Source organism: Mesorhizobium sp. M0678, from assembly GCF_040320505.1.
Classification (GTDB): domain Bacteria; phylum Pseudomonadota; class Alphaproteobacteria; order Rhizobiales; family Rhizobiaceae; genus Mesorhizobium.
The window spans coordinates 377,702-402,362 of sequence record NZ_JAMYPT010000002.1 but is presented as its reverse complement, the minus strand read 5'-3'; the positions used below and the strand labels follow the sequence as shown (position 1 = coordinate 402,362).

The 24,661-nt window shown below is 61.5% G+C and carries 20 protein-coding genes and 1 pseudogene; 5 read left to right on the top strand and 16 right to left on the bottom strand.

Annotation, left to right across the window (positions count from 1 at the left end; genetic code table 11):
* Nucleotides 1-138: 138 nt before the first annotated feature.
* Nucleotides 139-840, top strand: a complete 702-nt coding sequence (locus NKI29_RS05330; protein ID WP_352795629.1) for a metallophosphoesterase family protein — start codon at nucleotides 139-141, stop codon at nucleotides 838-840.
* Nucleotides 841-855: 15 nt separating this feature from the next.
* Here the strand turns inward: NKI29_RS05330 and NKI29_RS05325 are convergent, their stop codons facing one another.
* From NKI29_RS05325 to NKI29_RS05300, 6 genes are all read right to left on the bottom strand, one after another.
* Complete coding sequence (locus tag NKI29_RS05325) at nucleotides 856-3,276, bottom strand: polysaccharide biosynthesis tyrosine autokinase (RefSeq protein WP_352795627.1); 2,421 nt, start codon at nucleotides 3,274-3,276, stop codon at nucleotides 856-858.
* Nucleotides 3,277-3,425: 149 nt separating this feature from the next.
* Nucleotides 3,426-4,322, bottom strand: a complete 897-nt coding sequence (galU, locus tag NKI29_RS05320) for a UTP--glucose-1-phosphate uridylyltransferase GalU (RefSeq protein ID WP_352568344.1) — start codon at nucleotides 4,320-4,322, stop codon at nucleotides 3,426-3,428.
* A gap of 75 nt (nucleotides 4,323-4,397) precedes the next feature.
* Nucleotides 4,398-5,348 carry a glycosyltransferase family 2 protein gene (locus tag NKI29_RS05315; protein ID WP_352568345.1) on the bottom strand — a complete coding sequence of 317 codons (951 nt, stop codon included), beginning with the start codon at nucleotides 5,346-5,348 and terminating at the stop codon, nucleotides 4,398-4,400.
* On the bottom strand, nucleotides 5,338-6,288 hold the full coding sequence (locus NKI29_RS05310) for a glycosyltransferase family 2 protein (protein ID WP_352568346.1): 951 nt from the start codon (nucleotides 6,286-6,288) through the stop codon (nucleotides 5,338-5,340). The genes NKI29_RS05315 and NKI29_RS05310 overlap by 11 nt, the downstream gene beginning before the upstream one ends.
* Nucleotides 6,288-7,280, bottom strand: coding sequence for a glycosyltransferase family 2 protein (locus NKI29_RS05305; protein WP_352568347.1), 993 nt, complete (start codon nucleotides 7,278-7,280; stop codon nucleotides 6,288-6,290). Before NKI29_RS05305 ends, NKI29_RS05310 begins: the two co-directional genes overlap by 1 nt.
* An 11-nt stretch (nucleotides 7,281-7,291) precedes the next feature.
* On the bottom strand, nucleotides 7,292-8,464 hold the full coding sequence (locus NKI29_RS05300; protein ID WP_352568348.1) for a glycosyltransferase family protein: 1,173 nt from the start codon (nucleotides 8,462-8,464) through the stop codon (nucleotides 7,292-7,294).
* A gap of 302 nt (nucleotides 8,465-8,766) precedes the next feature.
* Here NKI29_RS05300 and NKI29_RS05295 point away from each other — a divergent pair.
* Nucleotides 8,767-9,819: pseudogene (locus NKI29_RS05295) on the top strand (polysaccharide pyruvyl transferase family protein); the annotation flags it as partial.
* 222 nt (nucleotides 9,820-10,041) lie between these two features.
* Here NKI29_RS05295 and NKI29_RS05290 read toward each other — a convergent pair.
* The 8 genes from NKI29_RS05290 to NKI29_RS05255 all read right to left on the bottom strand — a co-directional run bounded on the left by NKI29_RS05290 (nucleotide 10,042) and on the right by NKI29_RS05255 (nucleotide 18,869).
* Nucleotides 10,042-11,505, bottom strand: a complete 1,464-nt coding sequence (locus NKI29_RS05290) for a lipopolysaccharide biosynthesis protein (protein ID WP_023676315.1) — start codon at nucleotides 11,503-11,505, stop codon at nucleotides 10,042-10,044.
* Nucleotides 11,502-12,788, bottom strand: a complete 1,287-nt coding sequence (locus NKI29_RS05285) for a glycosyltransferase (protein WP_352795625.1) — start codon at nucleotides 12,786-12,788, stop codon at nucleotides 11,502-11,504. The genes NKI29_RS05290 and NKI29_RS05285 overlap by 4 nt, the downstream gene beginning before the upstream one ends.
* A 70-nt stretch (nucleotides 12,789-12,858) precedes the next feature.
* Nucleotides 12,859-13,938: a glycosyltransferase gene (locus tag NKI29_RS05280; RefSeq protein WP_023676313.1), complete on the bottom strand. Its 1,080-nt coding sequence runs from the start codon at nucleotides 13,936-13,938 to the stop codon at nucleotides 12,859-12,861.
* 31 nt (nucleotides 13,939-13,969) lie between these two features.
* Complete coding sequence (locus NKI29_RS05275; RefSeq protein WP_352448451.1) at nucleotides 13,970-15,301, bottom strand: UDP-glucose dehydrogenase family protein; 1,332 nt, start codon at nucleotides 15,299-15,301, stop codon at nucleotides 13,970-13,972.
* Between the two features lie 85 nt (nucleotides 15,302-15,386).
* Nucleotides 15,387-16,253, bottom strand: a complete 867-nt coding sequence (gene exoK, locus NKI29_RS05270) for an endo-1,3-1,4-beta-glycanase ExoK (protein WP_502894416.1) — start codon at nucleotides 16,251-16,253, stop codon at nucleotides 15,387-15,389.
* Nucleotides 16,254-16,385: 132 nt separating this feature from the next.
* A complete protein-coding gene (locus tag NKI29_RS05265; protein WP_352577818.1) occupies nucleotides 16,386-16,787 on the bottom strand; it encodes a hypothetical protein in 402 nt (133 codons plus the stop codon).
* Nucleotides 16,788-17,056: 269 nt separating this feature from the next.
* A complete protein-coding gene (locus NKI29_RS05260; RefSeq protein WP_023676309.1) occupies nucleotides 17,057-18,079 on the bottom strand; it encodes a glycosyltransferase family 2 protein in 1,023 nt (340 codons plus the stop codon).
* 469 nt (nucleotides 18,080-18,548) lie between these two features.
* A complete protein-coding gene (locus NKI29_RS05255; protein ID WP_352454700.1) occupies nucleotides 18,549-18,869 on the bottom strand; it encodes an exopolysaccharide production repressor protein in 321 nt (106 codons plus the stop codon).
* Between the two features lie 557 nt (nucleotides 18,870-19,426).
* Between NKI29_RS05255 and NKI29_RS05250 the strand changes: the two genes are divergently transcribed.
* Both NKI29_RS05250 and NKI29_RS05245 read left to right on the top strand, forming a co-directional pair.
* Complete coding sequence (locus NKI29_RS05250) at nucleotides 19,427-20,104, top strand: sugar transferase (protein ID WP_023717993.1); 678 nt, start codon at nucleotides 19,427-19,429, stop codon at nucleotides 20,102-20,104.
* Between the two features lie 207 nt (nucleotides 20,105-20,311).
* The gene (locus NKI29_RS05245; protein WP_352795712.1) at nucleotides 20,312-21,523 is read left to right on the top strand and encodes a polysaccharide biosynthesis/export family protein; all 1,212 of its coding nucleotides are present in this window, start codon (nucleotides 20,312-20,314) and stop codon (nucleotides 21,521-21,523) included.
* A 125-nt stretch (nucleotides 21,524-21,648) separates the two neighbouring features.
* On the opposite strand, the gene NKI29_RS05240 is transcribed toward NKI29_RS05245, so the two are convergent.
* Nucleotides 21,649-22,920 (bottom strand): O-antigen ligase family protein, encoded by a 1,272-nt coding sequence (locus NKI29_RS05240; protein ID WP_352577819.1) that lies wholly within the window; start codon nucleotides 22,918-22,920, stop codon nucleotides 21,649-21,651.
* A 328-nt stretch (nucleotides 22,921-23,248) separates the two neighbouring features.
* Here NKI29_RS05240 and NKI29_RS05235 point away from each other — a divergent pair, with 328 nt between their 5' ends.
* On the top strand, nucleotides 23,249-24,001 hold the full coding sequence (locus tag NKI29_RS05235; RefSeq protein ID WP_023676304.1) for an SDR family NAD(P)-dependent oxidoreductase: 753 nt from the start codon (nucleotides 23,249-23,251) through the stop codon (nucleotides 23,999-24,001).
* A 41-nt stretch (nucleotides 24,002-24,042) separates the two neighbouring features.
* On the opposite strand, the gene NKI29_RS05230 is transcribed toward NKI29_RS05235, so the two are convergent.
* Complete coding sequence (locus NKI29_RS05230) at nucleotides 24,043-24,624, bottom strand: DUF1349 domain-containing protein (RefSeq protein ID WP_352568352.1); 582 nt, start codon at nucleotides 24,622-24,624, stop codon at nucleotides 24,043-24,045.
* Nucleotides 24,625-24,661: the final 37 nt, after the last annotated feature.

Sequence of the window (24,661 nt, the reverse complement as noted above, 5' to 3'; positions counted from 1 at the left end):
ACGTGGTATCCACGCGCGGTGTCGTCATGTTGTTTCGGAATCGAGACGCACCCACAGCCATGCGAGATGCCATACGTGACCCTGTTCCAGCGATCGAGAAAGCCCCAGGCCGCGGCACGCCAGCGGCTGGAGATCGATATGCGGGGCGCAGTCGTCTATGCGATCGGCGACGTGCATGGCTGCTACAAGGAACTCCGCGCCCTGGAGCAGAAGATCCTGCTCGATTCGGCGCCCTTCGAAGGGCGCAAGCTCATCATCATGCTTGGCGACTACGTCGATCGTGGACCCCAGTCGGCGCGTGTGCTCGATCATCTGCTGGCGCCGCCGCTCCAAGGCTTCCAGCGCATCTGCCTCGCCGGCAACCACGAAGTCGTGATGCTGAACTATCTCGACGGGATCATTTCGAGAGAGTCGTGGCTGGCAATAGGCGGCCTGCAAACGCTGTTTTCCTACGGCGTCGACCCGGAGCGCATGGCCGATCTCTATGGGTCAAGCGAGGAGGTCGACAGGCGCATTCGGGAGATCATCCCCGCCGACCACGTCAGTTTCATGCGCGCGCTGCCGGTCATGGTCTGTTCGGCGAAATTCGTATTCGTTCATGCCGGCATCAGGCCGGGCATCGACCTCGCCGCGCAGGACGAGGACGACCTGCTGAACATCCGCTCGGACTTCTTCGACGCTGCGCATCTTCTCGACCGCTATGTCGTGCACGGACATACGCCGGTCGACACTCCGAAGCTCGAGGGACGCCGGCTTGGCATAGACACCGGCGCCTTCCAAACCGGCCAGCTGACCGCCCTCAGGATCGTCGACAACCGCGCCAGGTTGATATTTTCCTGAGCGCGATGTCGTCGCTCAGGCGGCTGCCCTGGTGCGCGCTTCCGATTTTTCCAGATAGTAGCTCGAATATTTGTCGAAGAATTTTTCCGAGCCGCCGATCGCGCCATATTTGGCCAGCTTCTTCAGTTCGACCTTGTTCAGCACCGCGCCAATGATCTTCTTGGCGATGTAGGGCTCCGAGCTGAGCATGGATTGCACCATCGCACGCGGCGTGCGTCCCCACTCGGTGACCAGCACGAAGCCGTCGACAAGCGGAGCGAAGGCCTTGGCGTCGACGACAGGCCCGAGCGGCGGCAGATCGACGATGATGTATTCGAAGGTTTCCTTGGCGTTATCGATGAAACGCCGCATGCCGGCTGAAGACAGAAGCTCGCTGGTATGCGAAAACTGGCCACGCAGGACGGCCGGGATGATAGCCAGCTTGGTCTGCCGGTCGATCTTGCCGACCGACTGCCATGTCTGCCCGCTCACCACAGCTTCCATCAGGCCCTGCTCGGCCTCCATACCGAGGCTGCGGCTGAGGCCGGGATTGCGCAGGTCGCCGTCGATCAGCAGCGTTTTCGATCCGTTGACGGCAAGCAACCCGGCAAGATTGGCCGCCACCGTCGACTTGCCTTCGCCGGGAAGCACCGAGACCACGCCGATGACCCGGCTGCCCTGGCCCTCCATGACGACGTCGAAGGCGATCTTTGCGTTGCGCAGCGTCTCGGAGAACATCGATGCCGGTGCATCGACGGTTACCCGCATCCGCGCACGTTTTTCGGCTGCCGACAATGTTTTGGAGGGCTGGGATTTAGAGGACTTGGCGGTCTTGGATTCAACGACCTTGACGTCAGGCTGACCGCCATTGCGCTGGTCATCCTTGCCAGCCTTGCCGATGACCGGCAGATAGCCGAGGAATTTGAGGCCGACCCGGTCGCGCACATCCTCGCCGGTCCTGAAGAAGCGTTCTCTGAATTCATTCAGGCCACCAACCCCTGCCCCCATCATTATGCCAAGCGCCAGCGAAAGCCCCAGCACGATGGCCGTGCGCGGGGTTGCGGCCGACTGCGGCATCGTCGCGTCCGAGATGACCCGGATCTTGCCGACCGGGAAGGATTGCTGCTGGGCGGCCTCCTCATAGCGGTTCAGGAACGTCTGGTAGAGCGTCGACAGCGCCGTCGCCTTTTGGTCCAGCTCACGCAGCTTGACCTGCGACTGGTTGTCGATGGAGCTCTTGCCAGCCGCCAAGGCGACATTTGCGCGGAGCGCGGTTTCGCGCGCCAGAGCGACCTCGTATTCGTTGCGGTAGCTTTCGGTCAGTTGCTTCAGCTCGCCGAAAATCTGCGCCGATATGTCGGCCTTCTCCTTGGCGAGCGCGACGGCCTGCGGATGTTGCGGGCCGAAATTGGCTTCGACGTCCTGCTGCCGCTTGGCGACGGTGAGATAGCGGTTCTTCAGCGTCGTGATGACGGAGCTGCTCGGCTGGTCGTTCGATATCGCGGCGTCCTTGAATGCATTGTCCGAGCCGCTTTCGACGATCGACTTGTACTGCTGATAGCGGGCGCCGGCACGTGCGGTATCGGCCTGCGCGACGATCAGCTGGGTGTTGAGATCGGACAATTGCTTGTCGCTGATCAGCTGGCCGTCATTGACGGCCAATCCGTGTTCGGCCCTGAACTTTTCGACCGCTAGTGCAGCCGCCTGGGAGCTCTCACGAAGCTCGGTCAGCCGGCCTTGCAGCCAGACCGCCGCCCGCTCGGTCGCGTCGAAGCTGGCATCGAGCTGATCGGCGAGATAGGCGTCGGCATAGGCCTTGGTGATGGCGGTCGCAAGCGCCGGATCCGTCGCCTGGAAGGAGATGCTGATGACAAAGCTTCGGCCGATCCGCTCGGCATCGAGTTGGGTCTGCAGTTTGAAGATTGCATAGTCGCGGGGCGACGACGATGCGGTGATCGCGTCACGCGTCGCAGCATCAAGCTGAGCGACATCGGTTGTGCTCGCGGCGCGCTTGGGGCGGACAGACTGGATGATACCGCGAACAAAGCCAGCAACCTTCGACAGGGCCGATGTCGGAGGGTTCATGAAAGCGTCGTTCTGATCGAGCTTCAGCTTGTCGACGACCACCCCAGCCAGCCTGGCCGACTGTAGTATTTCGATCTGGCTCAGAACGGCGGAGTCGGTCTGCATGCTGACCGACGCCGCCGAAATGTCGTCGACGACCTTGTTCAATCCTTCGTCGATCAGCACGCTGCTCGTCGCCACATAGGTAGGAGGCGTCGTCTGCAAGTAGAGCACGCCAAGAAAGAGACCGATGACGGCGCAGGCGGCAACCACTTTCGCCTGCCGCGCGGCCATGCCAAGCAGGCGCTCGATGTCGATGAAATCTTCGGCGTTTGCCGCATTTGAAGCCGGCAATGGCGTCCTCTTGTCGACAGGAAAATTGGCATAGTTCATCTTCGGTCCAATTCTAGTTTGCAGGCGCTACCGCCTCGAAGGTCGGGACATAGGGTGCAAACCTTGCGCCGGACAGTGCGCGTCGCGCGCGGCGCAACGGCCTGTCCTGCGTCATCAGCCGCACCCACAATGCCTCGAAAAAATGGACATTATGCGGCTTCTTCCCGACGCTGATGCGACCGTACGAATTCCTGCAGCATCTCGAAGATCGGGCCCTTCATGTCCTCCCGCGCCAGCGCGAAAGCGACATTGGCCTGGATGAAGCCCTCCTTCGAACCGCAGTCGAACATGCGGCCGTCGAAAGGCTGGGCGAAGAAGGCCTGGGTCTGTGCGAGACGCACCATTGCGTCGGTCAGTTGTATTTCGTTGCCGGCGCCGCGCTGCTGGCTGGCCAGCAACGAGAATATCTCGGGCTGCAGGATGTAGCGGCCGTTGATGTAGAAGTTCGACGGCGCGTTGGCAGGAGCCGGCTTTTCGACCATGGCCGTCACCTCGAAGCCCGTGCCGACATCAGCGCCGCGCCCGACAATGCCGTATTTGCTGGTCTCGGTCGGATCGCAACGCTCGACGGCGATAACGTTTGCGCCAGTCTGCGCATAAAGATCGGCGACCTCGGCGAGACACCCGCGCCCGCCGAAGGACACCATGTCCGGCAAAAGCAATGCGAAGGGCTCGTCACCGATGACTTCGCGCGCGCACCAGACGGCATGGCCGAGGCCTTGCGGCGACTGCTGGCGGATGAAGCTCGTCGCGCCGGCGACGGGAAGCAGGCTTTCAAGCGATTCGAGTTGCGCCTTCTTGCCGCTCTGCTCCAGGGTTCCGGTCAGTTCAGGATGTAGGTCGAAATAGTCCTCGATCACCGCCTTGTTGCGGCCGGTGACGAAGACGATGTGCTCGATGCCGGCCTCGAACGCCTCGTCAACCGCATATTGCACGACAGGCCTGTCGACCACCGGCAGCATTTCCTTCGGCATGGACTTGGTCGCCGGCAGGAACCGCGTTCCGAGCCCCGCCACCGGTATGACTGCCTTCCTGACTTTTTTCATTGCATGTTCCTTCTGAGGAGATCGATTTCAACCCTGTCGCAGGCGGCGAAACTGTCTTCATTCACCTGCAGCCCTTCACCTCCCCGCCACCACGGCAAACTGTGCCGCTACCCTTCGCAGCCGGACGGCGATCGGCATGCTCATATGCCGAACCGCCGCCGGATCGCTGAGCGCCGTCCATATCGCCTTGAGCGGGGACCGCGCCTTGATGTGCTGGACCAGCGACAGGAATGATGCCGCCCGGCGCAGGCTGCGAGCGCGCCTGGCGAACGCCGCCTCGGCCGCAGCATCCATGGAATGGGTCGCGGCGAAGGTGGCATCGGCCCTGCGCATCGCCTCGACGTGATGAAGTTCGAGCACCCGGGAGATGGAACCGGTGCGAATGTGGTAGATATAGCCCGTCGTCGGCTCGACCACGCAATTGCCGCCTTTAGCCAGAGCACTGGCCAGGAGGATATAGTCTTCGCCAATGATCAGGCTTTCATCGTAACGAAGCCCGTTCTCGTTCAGGAACCGGCGCTGGAAGATCGGCTTGAGGTAGCCGAGATTGAACCTCGATTCGAAGAGGACATTGCCGCCGATGAAATCCGCCAGCGAGATTGAACCGAGGCCTTCCAGATAGTCGGCCGGGAACATCGTCTCTTCGGCAACGCCATCCTCGCGAACGACCTGCAGATTATCGACCGCGATCTCGGCGCCCGCTTTCTCCGCGCGTTCGATCATGGTGCAGAGTCGCCCGGGATAGACCGCGTCGTCGGAATCGAGGACCGCGACCCACCTGCCGCGTGCAAGCTCAAGGCCGGCATTCCTGGCGCCGCCGGGGCCACGGTTTTGCTCAAGCGCGACAACGCGTACGATGTCTTCGGGGTACGATCTCGCCAGGTCGAGCGTCCGGTCGCGCGACTTGTCGTCGACGACGATGACCTCGACGCTGATATTGCGCTGGGCGACGGCGCTGGCAATCGCCCGATCGATGGTCGCCTCGGCATTGTAGGCGGCAATCACGAAGCTCACGTCAGGCTGCACGCTTGCCCCCTTGCTGCGGCGAAGACAGGCCGTATTGGCGGATTTCACGAACCCCGACGAGGCCGCTGACGACGCCGACATGCATAATGCCGCGAAGCAGGCTGCGGTTCCGACGTACGGGGTCGATGGCGACCGGAATTGCCGACAGGAAACTGTAGGCGGCCTTTGCCGCGGCAATGCCGACCTGCTTGAGCCGGGCAAGGCCGTGTGCGTTGCGCCCCAGAAGATGACCGTGCGTCTGCCCAACGCGGAACCGGCGGCGGCCGAGCCAGTCGAATGCCGCCCTGGCAGGTGGCACCGCTTCGTCGACCCAAGCCTCCGGCGAAAAGGCGATGCGGCCGCCGGACTTGACCATCTGGTCGAAAAATTCCGTATCTTCGCCGCCGGTCTGGCCACGTGCCAGGCTGAAGCGCCGGCCGCGCAGGCTCTCAGCGCCAATCCTGAGCAGGACGTTGCAGGTGTAGCCGGTGCGGATTTCGCCGCTCACCCAGACCGGCAAGGTCGAGTGGAAATCGCCTTTGCGCATCCAGGCGGGCGCATCCGGCAGGTAACGGGCTTGCACCGGCCCAAGCACCGTCGCAGCACCTGTTGCTTCCGCCGTCGCCACCAGTTCGGCAAGCCAGCCAGCGGTGGCCGTCTCGTCGTCGTCGATAAAGGCGACGAAATCCGCCGCACTGGTATCGAGGCAAGCGTTGCGCGCGATCGAGATGTTGCGGGCCGGGGCGTGCCGGTAGGTCACCGGCAGCTTCAACTCCCCCGCCAGCTTGGCGACCAGCGTTCCGGCCGTCGGCGTATCGTCGTTGTCGGCGATGACGATACCGACGTCGAACCCCGCGGGCATGTCCATGACCGCTATGGAGCGAAGCGTGTCGGCAAGCTCCGGCCGGCGGAATGTGCAGACGCAGATATCGATGCTTCGATTTTTCCTGAGGGGGTCCATCACGCCACCCCGCGCTGCGGTCGCGGTGCGAGCAGTTGCAGCCAGAAACCGACCGACCAGCCGAAATGCATGACCATTGCCGAGACCCCGGCAAGCGCAATGTCGGCTTTGCGCTGGCTGACGGCGGTCCAAAAGCCGTAGCCGAGGCAGACCGACGCCCATAGCAAAAGCGGCACGGCCGCCAGCCAGTGGACGAAGGAAAAGGCGGCGAGAAGAACCACGGGGAACACCAGAAGCGGCACCATCTGCCGGATCTTCGGGATCATGCGGTGCTTGAGAACGTTCTTCGCCCGGCCACGGCCATAGCCGAGATATTGAAAATAGAGGCCCTTCAGCGAGGAGCGCGGGTAGTAGACCATTTGCGTCTTGCCGGTCATCCAGATGCGGTAGCCGGCCTGGCGGAGCCGATAGTCGAGTTCGGCATCCTCATTGTGGCTGAAGGTTTCGTCATAGCCGCCGACCGCGGTGAAGGCCGATATCCGTATCAGTGCGTGGTGGCCATGATCGACCCATTCCCCCGCCGAAAGATGCCGGTGCTTGGAGCCGCCGGTGCCGAGCCTGGAGTTCTGCGCCGCTGCCGCTGCTTTCTGAACCATGCCGCTGCCACTGGTCAGCATCGAGACGACGACCGAATCCGCACCGGTGGCCTGCGCTTCTTCGACCAGCCGGTCGCAATAATCCGTAGGATAGCCGCCATGCGCGTCGATGCGAATGAGATAGTCGACGCCTTCCCCGAACCTGGCGACGGCGAGATTGATTGCCGCGCTCTGCAAGCGCTTTTCATTGTGCAGCAGGATCACCCGCTGATCTTTTGCGGCGATGTCCGCGACGATCGTCCTGGTGCCGTCCGTGCTGCCGCCATCGGCAACGATGATCACGGCGCCCAGCCTCTCGGCCGCAGGGCGGAGCTCTCGAAGCAACGCGCCGATATGGGCTGCTTCGTTCAGGCACGGAACCACGATCATGCAGGATGGAATTTCGGTTTGCGTCATCGGCAGTCCTTCTATGCCAATGCTTCGGCAGCATATGGACCGGGAGCCGCAGTCAGCCCGCGGAGCTTTTCGACGAGCGCCCGGCAATCGGCGCGGTCGTAGCTCCATATGCGCGGATTGCGGGCGAGAACACGCGCCCTCAATGTCTCGAACCGATGCTGCTCCATCGTGCCGACGGCGGCTTCGAGCGCCTCGGGCGTGGCTTCTGGCAAAAGAACCCCTATGCCTTGCCGGTCAAGGAACCGGCCGGTTTCGGTGGCTCCCATCGAAATCGGCACGGCTCCGAAGCGGCAGCCCTCATAGAGCCGATTGGGCAGCAGCCATTCGGAGTTCAGGCCCTGCTCAAAAAAGTCGATGGCCCAGGAAAAGTGGACCTCGCGATAGATCGCCGCCATATCCTCGGGATTGCGGTAGGGCCCGCCAAACGAGAGCCAGGGTTCCGATTCGACGAAACCGTGGAAATCGGGAAATTCGGACAGCGCCGGCCGGCCCCTGAGGACGATTTCAAAGCGGCCGTCGAGGCGGCGCGAAAATTCGGCCAGAAGCTCCAGGGAGCGACGGCAGCGAAGCGCCCCGAACCAGCCGATCCGCCAAGGCGGCGCTACGGGGTTCTCCGGCGCCGCGCGGTCATCCAGCGAGGCCGCGGCTGGCTCGAAATACTTGTTTTCGAGCAGTTCGACCGGGGCGGCAATCTGTCCGAACGGCTTGAAATAGTTGGCGATGAAGGCCGGAGAGCTGGTCACCAGAAGCTTCACATCCCTGGCCAGGAAGCGTTCTGCGCCGCGCATCGCCCAGCCCAGCGGATCGTCGCGAAGCAGCAGGCGATGGATATCCAGGCACTCGTAGACGATCGGCACCGTTGCCTGGAAAGCCGACCTGGCGCGGCGGGCAAGCGCCAGCATTTCCAGATTGCGCGCGATAATGAGGTCGGGCCGTGGCATTGAGCCCAGCTTCGAGCCGGTCGAGACGACTGCCTTCATGATCGCGGCCAGACGTTGGGCGAATCGGCCATCACGAGTCGGGCCGAGATCGATCGGCTGCAAGCCCTCGACATCAGCAACTGCGCTTGCCGTACGACGAAAGCCCGCCAGCGTAACCTGGGCGCCGCCTGCCTTGAGCATTATGATCCGCCGGCGCACTGCCGGGTCGGAGACGTCGTGTACCAAGTACAAGACATGCAGCATGAAAACTCGACCGCTGTTGGCCCGCCCGCGACAATGCTAGTACAGCTCTTGCTGCATCGCAACATTTTTGGTTGCAGCGTAGCAAAGATCCCCGTTTTTTGTTGCACTGCAAAATCGATGGGTTAATCTCGCTCTGCTTGGGCCACATGGACCGCGCGTTGGCCTGCCATCGGGCTGCGCGCCAATAATCACGACGCGAGGACCATCCTTGGCGTGCAGCATTTTCGGCCAACCCGCCTGCAATCCGCCCCTTCGCACCCGTCGATGGAAGCACGGGACTACTCACGAAATGAGGTCATTCCATGAAGATCGCGGTTGAAAACACCGTCTGCCTGAATACCGGGGATGCAGCGATTCTCCTGGCGATCCGCCATGTTTTCAAGACGATCGTGCAAGACGATATCCAGTTCTGCGTCTTCGACAGCCAGCCGGAGGTGGCGGCGAGGCTCTACACGAAGAAAGAGTATCCTGATCTCGAATTCCACAAGCTGCTGTCGGAATCGCTGTTCCGCTACAAATACGGCAGCGGGCTGAAGAACCTGTTCAAGCCGATCTACAATCGGCTCGTCCTCAATGCCCTGCGGCGGTTCGGCATCCGCGGCGTTCTCGGGCGTTTGTTCAGCTCAAGCAATCGCCGTGGTCTCGAGATCTACAAAGGCGCCGACCTCGTGGTCACGACAGGCGGAACCTATCTTGTCGAGACTTACAATCTGGAACGGCGACTCAATCAATTCCGGATCGACGCGATTCTGGGCAAGGACCCCGTCTTCTTCACGCAATCGCTCGGCCCGTTCAACAAAAGTTACAATCGCCAGGAGTTGAGCCCAATCTTCGATCGGAGCCCGCTCATCCTGCTGCGCGACGAACGTTCGCGAGGCCACATTGTGGACATGGTGAAAGACCCCGGCAAATGCCACGTCGTGGCCGACGCCGTCTTTGCCCTGGCCGACACCGACAGGATCGGAAAAATTCTGGCCTCCGGCCAGTCGGCGACCGTCACCGGCCGCGTCGCCATTTCCGTCCGTCACTGGAACTATGTCAGCGACGGCGAGGGCGGCATGCGCCGCTACATCGACTCGATCCGTGCGATCGCGACCATCCTGGTCAGGGACCACGCCAAGGAGGTCACCTTCGTCTCCACCTGCCAGGGCGTGCCGGAATACGCCCATGACGATTCCAAGACGGCGCGGGCTATCGTTGCCGAACTCGATCCGGAGATCGCCAAGCATGTCAGCGTGGACGCTTCGTTCCACACGCCGGAGCAACTGATGGCACTGGTGAAAGGCTTCGACTTCGTTGTCGCAACGCGCATGCACATGATGATCATGTCGCTCTGCGTCGGCACGCCGGTGCTGCCGATCGCCTATGAATTCAAGACCAAGGAACTTGCCAAGCGGATCGGCGTCGCCGACCTGCTGCTCGACATCGACACGGTGACGCCCGAGGAAGCGAGCGAGAAGCTCGGCAGACTTACCGCCAATCTCGACCTCTATCGCAGGACGAGCCTTCAGGCAGTGCTTGAGGAGCATGCGTCGGCGATGTCGGCAGGTGAGCTTTTGAGGCCGGTGATTGCCGGCCTAGCGGGCGTTGCGCATGGCGCTGGAAAGCGTGGTGAACAGGGCGCTGCGCGACTGGCGAAGGGCAAGCATGAGGACCAGGCCGATCGAATAATTGAGGGCAACCGCCAGGACCACCGCGAGCAGGTCTGACTGGCTGGTCAGCGATGCCGGCAACTCCCGGTACACGGACCAGGCAAGCAGCGATGACGCGATGAAAAGCCCCTGCATGACCAGGAAGTCGGCTGCGGTCACCGGGCCGACCCGGTGGACAAGAACGGCAAGCACCGGGACGCGCAGCACATAGCCGCTGATCGCATAGGCCGCCGCGACACCGACGGCGCCCCAGTGCAGGCCGATGATGAAGGCGGCGACCGTCGTCAGCGACGAGTAGATGCCCCAGTGGAACATGGTCTTGGTCTTGCCCTGGCAGATGAAGATCCAGCCGGTGGTGCTCGAGACGGACTGGATCAGGCTGGCGATGCCCAGCCAGGCGAAGATCGGCGCCACCGCCGTCCAGCGCTCGCCGAAGAGAAGCCCGACGACCTGGTCCGACGTCAGCGTCAGCGCCGCGATGCCGGGCATAGTGATGGCCGCCAGCATCCAATTGGTTCGCACATAGATGTCGCGAAACCGCGCCTTGTCCTCATGGATGCGGCTCAGCAGCGGCACCATCACGCGTGTCAGCGGCTGGTTGATGTTCTGCAGCGGAAACAGCAGGAGCTTGTAGGCGCGGTCATAATAGCCGAGCTCGATCGCGCCCGAATATTTTCCGATCAGGATGTTGTCGAGATTGCGCGAGAAGAAGTTGGCCAGATTGAAGCCGGTCAGATTGGCGCCGAAAGACAATATGTCGGTATCGACCTTCAGGTCCGGCCGCGACGGCGTCCAGCGCGCCACCTGCCATGCCGCGGCCAGCGCGACAACGGCCGATACCGCAGGGCCGATGACCAGCGACCAGTAGCCCAGCCCCGCATAGGCGGCGATTGCGGTAGTCGCAAGTCCGGCAGCAGCGGTTATCACGTCGTTCAGCGCGAGCTGGCCAAAGCGCAAGTGACGGTTCATCAGCGCCAGCGGCACCGCGGCGAGGCTGCCAAGCAGCAGCGGCAAGGCAGAGCCGATGGTGATCCCCACCATGCGTTGATCGCCATAGAAGGCAGCGATGGCGGGCGCCAGGCATGCAACCACCACGGCACTGCCTATCCCCACCAGCGCACTGATCCAGAATACCTGGTTGAGCTGCTCGGTGCTGATATCCTTGCGCTGGACCACGGCCTGTTGCAGGCCAAGATTTTGAAGCAGCCCGACAAAGGCCACGATCGGCCCGACGGAAGCCACCAGGCCGAAATCCTCGGGCACGAGCAGACGCGCAAGCACGATGACGGAGAGAAACTGGATCGCCATCTTAAAGCCTTGCGCGCCGATCGTCACCACGCCGCCGCGCAGGGCGACGCGACCGAACTGGGGGGGCGGGTTGGCGTTCATGCCGGCTGCCTGGCTTCGGCCAGTTGAGCAACGATCTGCGCAAAACGTTCGTTGAGTACGTCCGCGTTGAAATCCTGCTCGATCTTGCGGCGCGCCGCACGTGCGATGCGCTCGCATTTGTCCGGGTTCTCGGCCACCCAGACAAGCTTGCGGGCCAACGCCGCAACGTCTCGCTCCGGTGCGAGGAAGCCTGTCTCCTGATCCTCGATCAGTTCGGGGATGCCCGAGTGATAGGTGCTGACGACGATCAGCCCGGCGGCCATAGCCTCCATCAGCGCCACCGGAATACCCTCGAGATCGCCGTCTCGCGCGGCAACGCTAGGCAGCAGGAATACGTGGGCATTGCGCAGGCGCTGCTTGACCTCGGCGTGCGGACGCGGCCCGAGGAAAGTCACCCGGTCGGCAATGCCGAGATTTGCGGCGAGCTTCTTCAACTCTTCCAGCAATTCGCCGCCGCCAATCACCGAATAGACCCAGTCGCGCCGCGGCAGGCTGGCGAGCGCCCGAAAGGCGAATTCGATGCCCTTCTTTTCGGTCAGCCGGCAGACCGAGATGAAGGACAGCGTGTCCCGGTCCCAGGAACGCCAATGGTAGCCGATCTCACCGGGCCGCACGCCCATATGGTGAACCATGACTTGCGCGGGGGGTGCGCCGACGCCGATCAGGGCGTCGCGGAAAAACGCGTTCACCGGGAGCTGGAGAACGCCCTTGTCGAAGACAACCTTGTAGCGCGTGAGCGTGTTGTCATGCAGCGGTTCGCCAACATCGCGGCCGTGGAATATGGTCACCAGCGGAGCGGAAATCCGGCCTCGTTTCATGGCGCGGGCGACGCGCATGCCGTTATTGCCGAAATGCGCGACGATCACATCGGCGTCCTGCAATTTGCGCGCAAAAGCGATGTCGATAGCGGTCGAGAGCTTATCCCAGAACCTGCCCGACCATCTCCTGAGCGTCGGGCGAAAGCGCCCCAGCCCGCCCCACCAGCAGACGACCTTGCCAGGGAGAGCCTGCCAGCGGCGATCGTCGATGTTGCTGTCCTTGCCGAAGGACGTCTCGTTGCAGACGACGCCGACTTGCATGCCGCGCTCGAGGCACCCTTCTATCTGGTCGAGGACGAAGGTCTCCGACAAAGAGGGGAACTTATCAACTACGAAGCAAATCTTCATCGGATGGACGATCTTTCGAGGCCGGTCGGCGATCTGCTCGCGCGGATGAGGGCTGACGCCCGTCGCTACCGTGCGAGGCGCCTCAAGCGTCTGGTGTTGTGCGTGTCGTTGTCCCAAGGCAGCTCCCACCCCGGTCAGGCGCGAGAGCCGGCTTTTGGGCAACGTGCATGGTTTTGGACGAAATGCATCAGGCGGCACGCTCCAGCGCGCCTTGCCTGGCGTTGTCGAGAACGCGGAGGAAGGTCGCGAACTGGCTGTCGGGGTTCATTTGCGGCCGCTCCGAAAACAGCTGCGCCGCCGCCGACAGCCGATCGTACTCGGCCTTGTCGCTCCATAGTCGCCTGACCGCGGCGACCCAGTCGTCGAGCGGTGCGTCATAGTCGAGCACCACGCCGCCGGCGCCAATCGCTTCCGGCAGGCCGCCGCGACGGGACCCGACGACTGGAATGCCGCTGCAATGGGCCTCGGATGCCACCCGCCCCCAAGCTTCTTCCCATTTGCTGGGCGCCAGCAGGATCTTGGTGCGGCCATAGACGGTCTTCATGTCGCTGGTGCGGCTTTCCAGCCTGACGTTGCGCAGCGGCGCGATGATCCGTTCGATCTGCGCCCGGTGGTCGTCGTCGAGCTTCCAGCTTTCGACGAACAGGAACGGAATTTCGGGGCATTGGCCGGCGATGCGCACGGCGAGTTCGAACCCTTTTTCATTGTAAGGATTGATCAGCGTGACGAATTCACCGGTGGTCGGCGTGCTGTAGAGCCCGGGATTGATGGTCGGCGGGATCACGGTCGAATCGATGCCGAACCTTTCCTTATAGGTGCGCGCAGTGAATTCGGAGTTGGCGATATAAAGCGCCGAATGCAATTCGCGCAGGTCGCCGGCCAGTTCGTGGAATTCGACGTTCCGCAGATAGACCACCAGCGGCACGCCGAGCGCCTGCAGCGCCTTTCCGATCGGCACCGATTTGTGGCACTGCACGACGGCGACATCGGGATCGAGCCGTTCGACCGCGAAGCGCGCCGCCTCCCAGGGAAACCATGCCCGCACGACCGGATAGCCGGGATAGCTGTCGATGACCGCTCGCTGGCGAAGCAGCTTCATCTTGGCGCGCGCCTTGAAGCCGAACATGCCGTCACCGAACAGCGCCGCCAGAACCGAGGCGTCATGACCGTGCTCGCGCAGCTGCTCGACCAGATGATGCGTGCTCGACTGAACGCCACCGCTGAACTGCGGCGTGTAGCCGTTGCCGCCCGCAAACAGAACTTTCATGGACCTGGCTCCTTGCTGGACCGCCCTAGCGTCACGCCGCCATTCTGCCGATGCTGTGGTATTCGATGCCGTGGCGGGCGATGACCTTGGGGTCGTAGAGATTGCGTCCGTCGAAGATGACGGGCGTGGTCAGCGCGTTCTTCAGCGCATCGAAAGACGGCGCGCTGAAGCTTTTCCACTCGGTCACGATCAAGAGCGCATCGGCGCCTCGCAGCGCGGCCTCCTTGGTGCCGCACAGTTGCAGGTCGTCGCGCAGCCCGTAGATCGCCTGGCATTCCTGCATCGCCTCCGGATCATAGGCCTGCACATTGGCACCAGCGGCCCAGAGCGCTTCCATCAGCGTGCGGGCCGGGGCCTCGCGCATGTCGTCGGTATTGGGTTTGAAGGCCAAGCCCCACAGCGCAAATGTCTTGCCTTTGAGATTGCCCTTGAAATAGCGGTCCACCTTCTCGAACAGGACCGACTTCTGCTGGTTGTTGCGCTCCTCGACGGCACGCAGCAGCTTGGCGTCGAACTTGACGGCCTCGGCAGTCTTGATCAGGGCACGCACATCCTTCGGGAAGCACGAGCCGCCATAGCCGAGGCCCGGATAGATGAAGTGGTAGCCGATCCGCGGGTCGCTGCCGATGCCCTTGCGGACCTCCTCGATGTCGGCGCCCAGTTGCTCGGCCAGGTTGGCCATTTCATTCATGAAGCTGATCTTGGTCGCCAGCATGCAATTGGCCGCGTATTTGGTGAACTCGGCACTGCGCACATCCATCACGATCATCTTTTCGTGGTTGCGGTTGAACGGCGCGTAGAGCTCGCGCATCACCGCCTCGGTGTCCTCGTTGCTGGTGCCGACGATGATCCGGTCGGGCTTCATGCAGTCGCTCACAGCGGACCCTTCCTTGAGGAATTCCGGATTGGAGGCGACGTCGAAAGCCAGATCCTCGCGCCCGCGCGCCTTCAGCGTTGCGGCGATCCTGGCCTTTATCCTTTCGCAGGTGCCGACGGGCACGGTCGACTTGCCGACGACGATCTTGGGCTCGTCCATCTCACGGCCGATGGCCTCGGCGACGGCCAGCACATATTTGAGGTCTGCCGAACCATCCTCGCCCGGCGGCGTGCCGACGGCGATCATCTGAATCTGGCCATGCTTGATCGCCGCGGCGGCGTCGGTGGTGAACTTGATGCGGCCGGCGGCATGGTTCTCCTTGACCATATTTTCGAGCCCGGGCTCGAAGATCGGGACATGGCCCTGGTTGAGCCGTTCGACCTTTTTTGCATCGATGTCGACACAGACCACCTGATGGCCGACTTCGGCAAGCACCGCCGCCTGTACAAGACCGACATAGCCGATTCCAAAGACAGTCAAATTCATTCGGTTTCATTCCTGTTCAAGGCTTCGGGCCTGTTCGAGCTTCGGTTTTCCGACCACCTTCGGCCCGGCCGGTTCAGATGCGCTTCTAGTTTGTGTTGCATGCCAGCGATTCGGGGAATTGGCAGGGCTGGCCAAGTGCGGTGAATGCAACGCGATCCACCTGCATGGTGAGCTTGCGGCCGGGATCGGAGAACGGCCCCATCCAGCCCTTCATCGTATCGCTGCCCCACAGGCTGAAATAAATCCTTTGCGAATGGGTGGGCAGCTTCGCCGGATCGGTGATCTCGTGGACAAGCTTGCCGTTGACGTACCAGCGCAGCCGGTCCTTTTCCCAGACGAAGGCGTAGTCGTTGAAGGCCTTGTCGGTGCCGCCAGCGACGTCGACCAGTTTCTCGTTCTTGCCTTTGCCGGCTATGTAGGCGTTGACCTGAACCTTGGACGTGTCCTTGGTCAGCACCTCGAAGTCGATTTCATCATGCGGCTGCTTGTCGGCATCGCCGACGAAGCTGAAGAATGCCGCGTTGACGCCGGAGCCCGTGTCGGTCTTCATCCGCGCCTCGTAAGTGCCGTAGCCGAAGCGCTGCTTGGTCTGGATCTCGGCGCAGGCGAATTCGCGATCCTTCAGCTTGCGCTTCTCGAAACCGAGCGTCAGCATGCCGTCGGAAAGCCCGATCAGGCTTTTGGACCAGGTGCAGTTCTGATGCTTGCCGTTCGTCCAGCCGTCGGAAATGTACCAGCGCGCGCGACTGAGGCTGGTGAAATCATCGACAAAGGACGGCGCGGTTGGGAGATCCTGGGCGCGCACGGGGACCAGGCCCGCAACCATGCTGCCGAGAACGACCAGCAGAAACGCGCCGTCTGAACGGAGCCGCTGCAGCTTGCCTGGGATCGGGCGCGTGAACGGGGTGCCGCGGGTTGCCGGGGCGGACGTGCTTTTAGGATCTGTATTCATATCAAACTCACCTTGTGCTGTGCGCCCCCAAAGCGATCGTTCGAACCGTGACGAAACAACCTGATCTTGACCTCTGTCGCTCCCAAGCTCCGTGTTGTGCCTAAAACCATTGCGCCGACCCGGAGTGTTCGCTCAGCCTGTGCCGGAATCGGCGGGCTTCACAAAATCGGTCCTTATGTCGGGACCGTTCTGCCGCTTCTCCTCGAAGAGTTCATCCAGCGAATGACGGAGATCCTTCATCATCTGCATCTGGCGCGACAGCGCTGCGATGCGCCGCTCGCAATTCAGGATCGACCTGGTCAGTTCGCCGACTTCGGAAGACCTGCGAGAGGAGACCGCTCCGTTCTCCATCGCCTCGACCAGAAAGGCGGCATTGGTAGCCGTCGTCCTGTAGCGGTTCTCAAGGCCGCTCTTCTCCGCCTCGACTTCGGCCGAGATCTGGTCCAGCAGCTTTGCCAACCGATCGAGGCGCGAGGTGTCGGTCTGCGTGTCGCGCGCCGGATCTCTCGATCGGAAGCGAAAGATCGAGGCCATGCAGTCAGCGCCCCATCATCGTCGAGCTGGTGAACGGCCTTAGTGCCCGTCCACATTCAAAAGACATTTCTTGCATCGTCCAGCTCCTCCGACAGGGTATGTCTCGGGCCAGTTCGGTTGGCCGTCCAAAATTGCTGCACCGCAACATAGATTGCCATTCCCTGCGCGGATAGGCAACCACCTAGATCGTAAACTCATGAATCTCGTTGAAACGGTCCGAGCCGACCGAAGGGTAAGGGAGTAGCTACCGCCGTCGCACGTTGACGGGCCTAGCTTTCGCTGGCCGTGCTGGTTCCGGCCATGAGGAAGCGCAGCGGCGGCACATGCTGACGCTTCGCGGCGAGGCCGGCGCGGCGAAACAGCGCATCCAGCTTATCGGAGGCGACGCCGCGGACGACGGCTGTGAGGTTGGACGAGCCGGCCAAGGCGTAGGCCGCGGCTGGCGCCAGCCCGCGCTCAGCCTTCACGTCTAAAAACTTCCGCAACCGGTATTTGTCGCGGATGTGCCGCTCGTGCCTTCTCAGCGCAGCCTTCGATGCCTCCGGCAAACTGTCGATCGCAAGCAGTGCCAGGTCGGCATCGGCCAGATGCTTCAGGTCCTGGGTCTTGTGCCGTCCGCTCAGCGAATCGGCGCGCACGATCGCGCCGTAGCCACAGGATTTGATGACCTTGAAGCGCGCGCCATGGGCAACCGCGCGCGCATAGAGTTCATAGTCTTCACCCAGGCGCAGCTTCTCGTCGTAGCGCAGCCCATGCCGATCGAGAAAGGCGCGGCTGATCACTGGCTTGAGGAAGCCCAGTTCCCCGCGTTGCACACGGCGCCTGGAGATGTTGGCGTCGATGAAACCCTCGAAATCGAGGAATTCCGGCTCGGGCGAGAACGGTGGAGCAACGATTTTCGAAACGTCGGTTGCCGCGTCATCCCTGACAAGCATGATGTTGTCTGCGGCGAAATCCCAATCGGTGCTGGCGAACAGTCGGTGAAACCTGCCTTCGAAAAAGAAATCATCAGCGTCCAGAATGCTGATGAACGGCGACCTGGAACCGGCTATCGCGGCGTTGCGTGCAAAGGATGGGCCGCGATTGACGTCGAAGCGGATGACGGAAAGGCGGCCCGTGCCGTCGCCGGCCGCGTGGGCGACTTTCGCGGTATCGTCGGTAGACGCGTCGTCGACGACGACAACTTCCGCAACCTCAGGCTCGCGTAATGCCGATGCAATGGCAGCCGGGATTGTCCGCGCCGCATTGCGGGCGGCGATGATCACGCAGACCTGGAATGATGTCATGGACATGCCTCTCGATTGCAGAAGTCGTTGCGGATTTCCTCGCCCCGTCCGCTCAATGCCCCACCGCCCATTCTGAAATGCATCGGCCCAAACGCATATGCTGCAAGTGCGAAGCAAGCATCGCCAAAATCATCGGCGCCGTCCAGTTTTTCATTTTGCTGGGTGTCATGGCCCGGTTGGGCAGGCGGCGAGCCTCAACATGGCTCCAGAAATGCGCCGCTTGGCAGAGCCGTTCCTACACGCTCCATCAGAGCGCTCGACTGGCAGAAACCAGTTGCTGATCCTCGCCGACCGGACGGCGGCGGGGCGGAGCGAGCGCGTCGAGGCCCGCAGTGTCGTCGAGGCCCGCAGTGTCAAGGAATTGAAAGAACAGGAATGCCGACTGCCGGTGTTGTTGAGGCGAGCAATTCGTCAGAGGACCGGCGAGCTTAACCACAGGTCACATGGACATCGCAGACCGCGGCCAGGCCCGAAATCAGTGAAGGCCTCTCCTGGCGCTGAGTTTCTCGCCTTCGGCCGCTTCGTTCGAACTCAGCTTTCGTTCAGCGTCGCGAATTTTGTCGGCCGGGGTCGGGGCATTTCTGGCGACCATGGCAAAGACCAGCAGAAAATAACCCAGTTGGATGACTATGGCACAGCCGATGACGCGAAACAGCGTCGTACCGAGCGAGGCGCCGCCCAAATAGGACCAGACGATCACGATCGCCAGCGCAAAACACATTCCGATAATGAACTTTGGCAGTGACATACCCGATAGCCCATCAACCGGCTCGGGAAAAAATGTCGACAAGCCCACCCCGAGCACCTCCCTTAAACTCTGCGAGCTTATTTAGGTTGCCCGCTTCTGGCCGGTTGCTTCCGGCCTAGCCCAATCTGTCCATAGTCCGACAGAAACAATTTGCAACTCTATTGAGCCGCGCAATAGGCGGCAAGGGCAGCTGCGGAATAATTTTGAACGAATCCTCGGGATCGACTCTGCCATGGTGCAATGCACACATTGGCATCACCACTGATTGCCGGATATCGACCAGCTCCAGTAAGATTTACAATATTGACTAGTAATTTGTCATAACATCAGTCGTTTCTTTGAAATTCTAAATGACGGCGAAGCTCCACTGCAGGGTATAAAGAGCGATTCGCCTAAAATCAGCCCCAAAATTGGACTAGCTTTTCCAAAATTGCCCATAATCTGTCTCTTTTGTGACATAAAGGCGAAATTTTGTGCAGGACGAGTTTATTATTTAGTCAGTTCATGACGCGACTATTACAGCCGTCTGGGAAATTGTGTGTTGCGCTGCAACATTTTTTTGGTATCGTGCGGTAAACCATCCGTTCAACGTATGGAGTTTACGCATGAGGGACGTAGCCAAGCCGGCCGACGCGGATTTTTCGCAGGCCGGCGTCGATTTTCCGCCACCGATTGGCGGCCTGCTCAAACGCAGCTTCGATATTGCCGGTTCGCTGATCGGCCTGGTCGCTCTCAGCCCGCTGTTCGTGATGATAGCGCTGCTTGTCAGGTTTTCCGATGGCGGGCCGATTTTCTATGGTCACAGCCGGATCGGCCGCGGAGGACGGATTTTTCCGTGCCTCAAGTTCCGCACCATGGTTCCAGACGGCGAGCGGGTGCTTGCTGCCTATCTCGCCGCGAATCCGGAGGCCAACGCCGAATGGATAGCGACCCGCAAGTTGAAGAACGACCCGCGGATCACGCGCGTCGGAGCGGTGCTGAGGAAGCTCAGCCTCGATGAGTTGCCGCAGATCATCAACATCCTGCAGGGGGATATGAGCCTGGTCGGGCCTCGTCCCGTGGTGCGCGATGAGCTGGAGATCTATGGCAATTCGGCCGTCTATTACCTGAAATCGCGCCCCGGCCTCACCGGGCTCTGGCAGGTCAGCGGACGCAACGATGTTTCGTATGACAGCCGCGTCGCATTCGACAGGCACTATGTCGAGAACTGGTCGATGTTCGAAGACATCCGCATCATCATCAAGACCGTACCTGCGGTCTGGATGTCGCGAGGCTGCTACTGACGGCCGCTTGCTGGCCGTGCATCGAGGAGCGACTGTCCAGAATTCGGGCCCAGAACTCAGGCCCCTAACTCAGGCATCGGCAGCTCATCGGGCGGGGCAAACCAGATCGGAAACGCTCAGTTGAAAGCAGATATAATCGATATCTTTTGCACCGGCATTCTCTCCAGACGCATGCGGCGAGTACGGCTTTTGACGACTTGCCTTACAATGGCCACCGGCCTGACGCTGTCGCTAGCCCTGCCACAGTTTGCCTTCGCCGACGACTATCGCCTAGGAGCACAGGACAAGCTGACCATCCGCGTGGCGGAATGGCAGACCGTCGAAGGCACGTTCCGTGACTGGTCGGCCATCAATGGAGAATACACGGTCGGCCCCGCTGGAACCTTGTCGGTTCCCTTCGTCGGCGAGATGCCCGCATCCGGCAAGACGACTTCGGAGATCGCGGCATCGCTCGGTGAGGCGCTGCAGCGCAAGCTCGCTCTGGCCGACAAGCCGGAGGCTTCCGTCGAAATGGCGCAGTACCGGCCATTCTACATCTCTGGCGAGGTGCAATCGCCCGGCCAGTATCCTTGTGTGCCTGGGTTGTCCGTGCTGAAAGCGATGAGCATTGCCGGCGGAGCCCGGCGGAACCCGGAGAGCGGACAGCGCTACGACCGCGACCTGATCAATGCCAAGGGCAATTTCGACGTACTACAAGACCAATTGGTCAGGCTGACCGTCAAGCGCGCCCGCATCGAAGCGGAACTAGCGGACAAGCCGACATTCGTGGTGCCGAAAGAGGTGGCCGACGATCCGAAGCTGCCCAGCATCGTTGCCGATGAGACGGCGATCCTGGCGGCCGACCAGAAGAAACTCAAGCTGCGCTTGCAGGCGCTCGACGATTTGAAGGCGCTGCTGCAGAGCGAGATCGATTCGCTGCAGAAAAAGATCGTCAACCAGCAGAAGCAGGTCGATCTGGCGAAGGAGCAGCTCAACGGCATCGGCTCGCTGGCGCAAAAGGGCCTGGTCGTCAACACGCGGGTTTTGAACTCGCAGCAAACCATCGCCGACCTTGAGGGCCAGATCCTGGATTACGAAACGGCGATTCTCACGGCCAAGCAGTCGATCAGCAAGGCCACCCAGGACGCCATCGATCTGGAGAACACCCAGAACTCCAGCCTCGCGACCGACCGGCAACAGACGGAAGCCGATCTCAACGAGGTGACGCTGAAGCTGAATATGGAAAAGGCCTTGATGTCCGAAGCCTTGTCGGGCAGCCCCATGCCGCAATTCTACGGCAACAACGAACCAGCGGCCTTGTCATTTTCCCTGGTGCGGGTGGTCGACAGCAAGACCAGCGAAATCACCGCCGATGAAGACACGCCGGTGCTGCCAGGGGACGTGATCAAGGTCAAACCGGCGCCCCTGGCCATCCAGTAGCTTCTTTCCACCGGAGCAAAGCACCAACCCCGCAGGCAGCGGTCTGCGGGGTTTTTGCGTTTGGGATGTTATGGGTCAGAAAACAAGGCGGCCTTCGGGCAACGAACCGCCTGGATCCGCCCGCTCTAGCCTCGCACGGCGTCCGGTTCCTCGAGATGGTTCACGGCGCTCCACCGGGAAGGAGCGACGGCCGGCACCCTCACCAGCTTGAAGTAGCTGTAGTACAGCAGGAACGATCCCATGATGTAGGGATTGAGGGTCTCGACCTCGACGAAGGATCGGATGAACAGAAGCACCATGACGCCGGCAAGAATCACGGAGTCGGCTTGCCATGTCCTGAATATCAGCGCCGAGACGTGACCCCAGAGCGTGCGCAGGATGATCAGCGAAAGCAGTGTCGCGCCGACGAAGCCGAGTTCCACCAAGGTCTCGATGTAGGTGTTGTGGAAGTGGAAGCCGCTTCGCGCGGCGATATAGAATTCGTTCCACAGCCGCTCGGCCTCGGAGAAGCCCTGCACCCAATAAGCCGCGTAGCCGACGCCGAGGATGGGCGATTGCTGCGCGGCATTCCAGCCCTGTTGCCAGAGGTAGGTTCGTCCGGTGAGCGTCGAATCCTTGCCGAAAAGGCCAAGGACAACGTCCATCAGCCCGAGATTCAGCGCAATCACGGTGCAGGCGACCAGCCCGCCCGCACCGATTATGAAAATCACCCGGCGATGGCGGAGCGAAAGCAGCTTGCCGATGGAAAGCAGGGCGACCAGAGCGAGAACCGCCGGGGTCGACGCCATCGAAGTGGCCGAATGCGACACGACCAGCAGATAGCCCGACAGAAGGACGATCGGTACAATCAACAAAAAGCTTATGCGTCCGCGCCTGAGAAAGGCGAGGTAGACAACGCAGAAATAAATGCCGAGCGATGCGACAAAGCCGATCTGGTTCTTGGAGCTGAAAGCGCCGACGAAATTATACGTCCCGTCGAGAACGTCGTAGGAATAACTTGCGACCTTGAGCGAGTAGAGCAGGACGACGAAAATCCCGATCAGGGCGCCTATGGTCAAGGTCCGGACGCTGACGGTGCGCGCGGCAATGTAGGCGCAGGCGATATGGGAGCAATATTGGACGGCCGTTCTTGCCGTGGTGCCGGGAGCCGCCGACCAGAACACCGAGAAGCAGACATAGGTTGCAAAGGCCAGCGGAAGCCAGGCGCTGGAAGCGTGCCTTAATATCTTGCGGTAGTCGACCAGGATGAGCGGTAGCCAGACCGCATAATAAGCCAGGATCATGGCCTGGCCGAAAATGGTCGAGTAGGAGAACGCCCAGATCGAGACGGCAACGGCAAAGCTGCCATAGACCGTGTTCTTGTCCGGATCGATCAACAGAGATTTTGGAATCTTCATCTCGATAGCGGTTTTCCGTCCTTGCAGCTCAATGCCGATTTCATGGGCCGCTCGTGGGCCGATTCGTCGGATCGATGGGAGCCTCGCCTGCAGGCGCTCGCATTGTGCAGTGCAATATAACCCATCCGGCGCCGCCTGTCACCCGGATGCCAACCGGGCGCGTCGTTCCAGCCGTTCTCTCCATACCGGGCGAGACGATTTGGCCAGAAGGCAGTGCCGTACAATTGACCGGTGCTGGCCCATCATAAGCTGTTCTGAGGTTGCAAGTCCGCGCTTGAACTTGTCCTCCGTTGACTTCACATTCGCCGCCGATTGGGAGGAAGACCACATGCCGATGAGTTTCGCGGGACGATTTGCCGGACGATCTGCTGTTATCACCGGCGGCGCCTCAGGCATCGGCCTGGCCGTCGCGCAAAGGATCACTGACGAAGGCGGGCGTGTTTCGGTCTGGGATCGCGATGCCGCCCAGATCGAGCAGGCCAAGGCCATTGTTCCAGGCCTGCACAGCGTCACCTTAGACGTCGCCGACCCCATAGCGGTCGAAGCCGCCGCCGGAGAGACGATCGAAGCGCTTGGCGCGGTCGATGTCCTTGTCACCAGTGCTGCCATCACCGGGCCGAACATGACGACCTGGGAGTATTCGGTGGAGGATTGGCGCCGGGTCACCGACATCAACATCAACGGAGTCTTCTTCTGCAACAAGGCGCTGGTCCCGCATATGCTCGAACGCAATTACGGCAGGATCATCAACATCGCCTCGATTGCCGGCAAGGAAGGTAACCCGAACGCCTCGGCCTACAGCACCTCGAAGGCGGCGGTGATCGGCATGACCAAATCGCTCGGCAAGGAACTGGCCAAGACCAAAGTAACGGTGAACTGCGTCACGCCGGCGGCCGTGCGCACCGCGATCTTCCAGCAGATGAGCCAGCAACACATCGACTTCATGCTGTCCAAAATACCGATGGCGCGGTTCGGCGAGGTCGAGGAGGTGGCGGCGCTGATTTGCTGGATCGCGTCCGAGGAATGCTCGTTCACGACGGCGGCCGTCTTCGACGTCTCCGGCGGCCGGGCGACCTACTGAGGCGGGGCCGGACGCAAACCGCCCGACCGGATCGCGGCGCCTCAGTCGTGAAGCTCCCGCGAGATCGGCGGGCCGATCGAAAAGTCGCTGAATGTCACTTCGAAGCCCTCGCGCTGCGGCGAACAGCACATCATGCCGACATCGACCGTTTTCGACGGGGGGAAATAGGCAAGCCGCACCGGTTTCCAGTGCTTGCCAGATGCGTCGCGATACTGGACGCGGATCGTCTCGGCATGGCGGGTCAGGCGGATCCTGACCCCGCCGGGGTCGGCGGGAATGCTGGCCAGCGACCAGTCGGAGGCATCGTTGGTGACGACGACGGAAAAATACATCAGCCCGTCGGTGTATTCGATGCCGGCCTTGATCCAGCGCGTCTCGCTCAGGCGGACCATAAGCCCGGCCTGATCGTAAAGCACCTCATAGTGCCCCTTGACCGTGACTTCGGCGCTGAAATCGCCCTCGACCTCACGATAGAGGAAATGGCCATTGTCGCGCCAGAAGCCGTAGAACGTCTCGCGCCAGAAGTCGGTCTCCTTGCCGGTCCGTACATGCACCGTATTGTTGCCGAAGGCGTGGTGCGGCGGCGGATTGAGCCAGGTCAGGTCCGTATTCTCAGATGTCATCGATTTGCTCGCCTGCCTGGCTGGTCTGCCGCCTTTT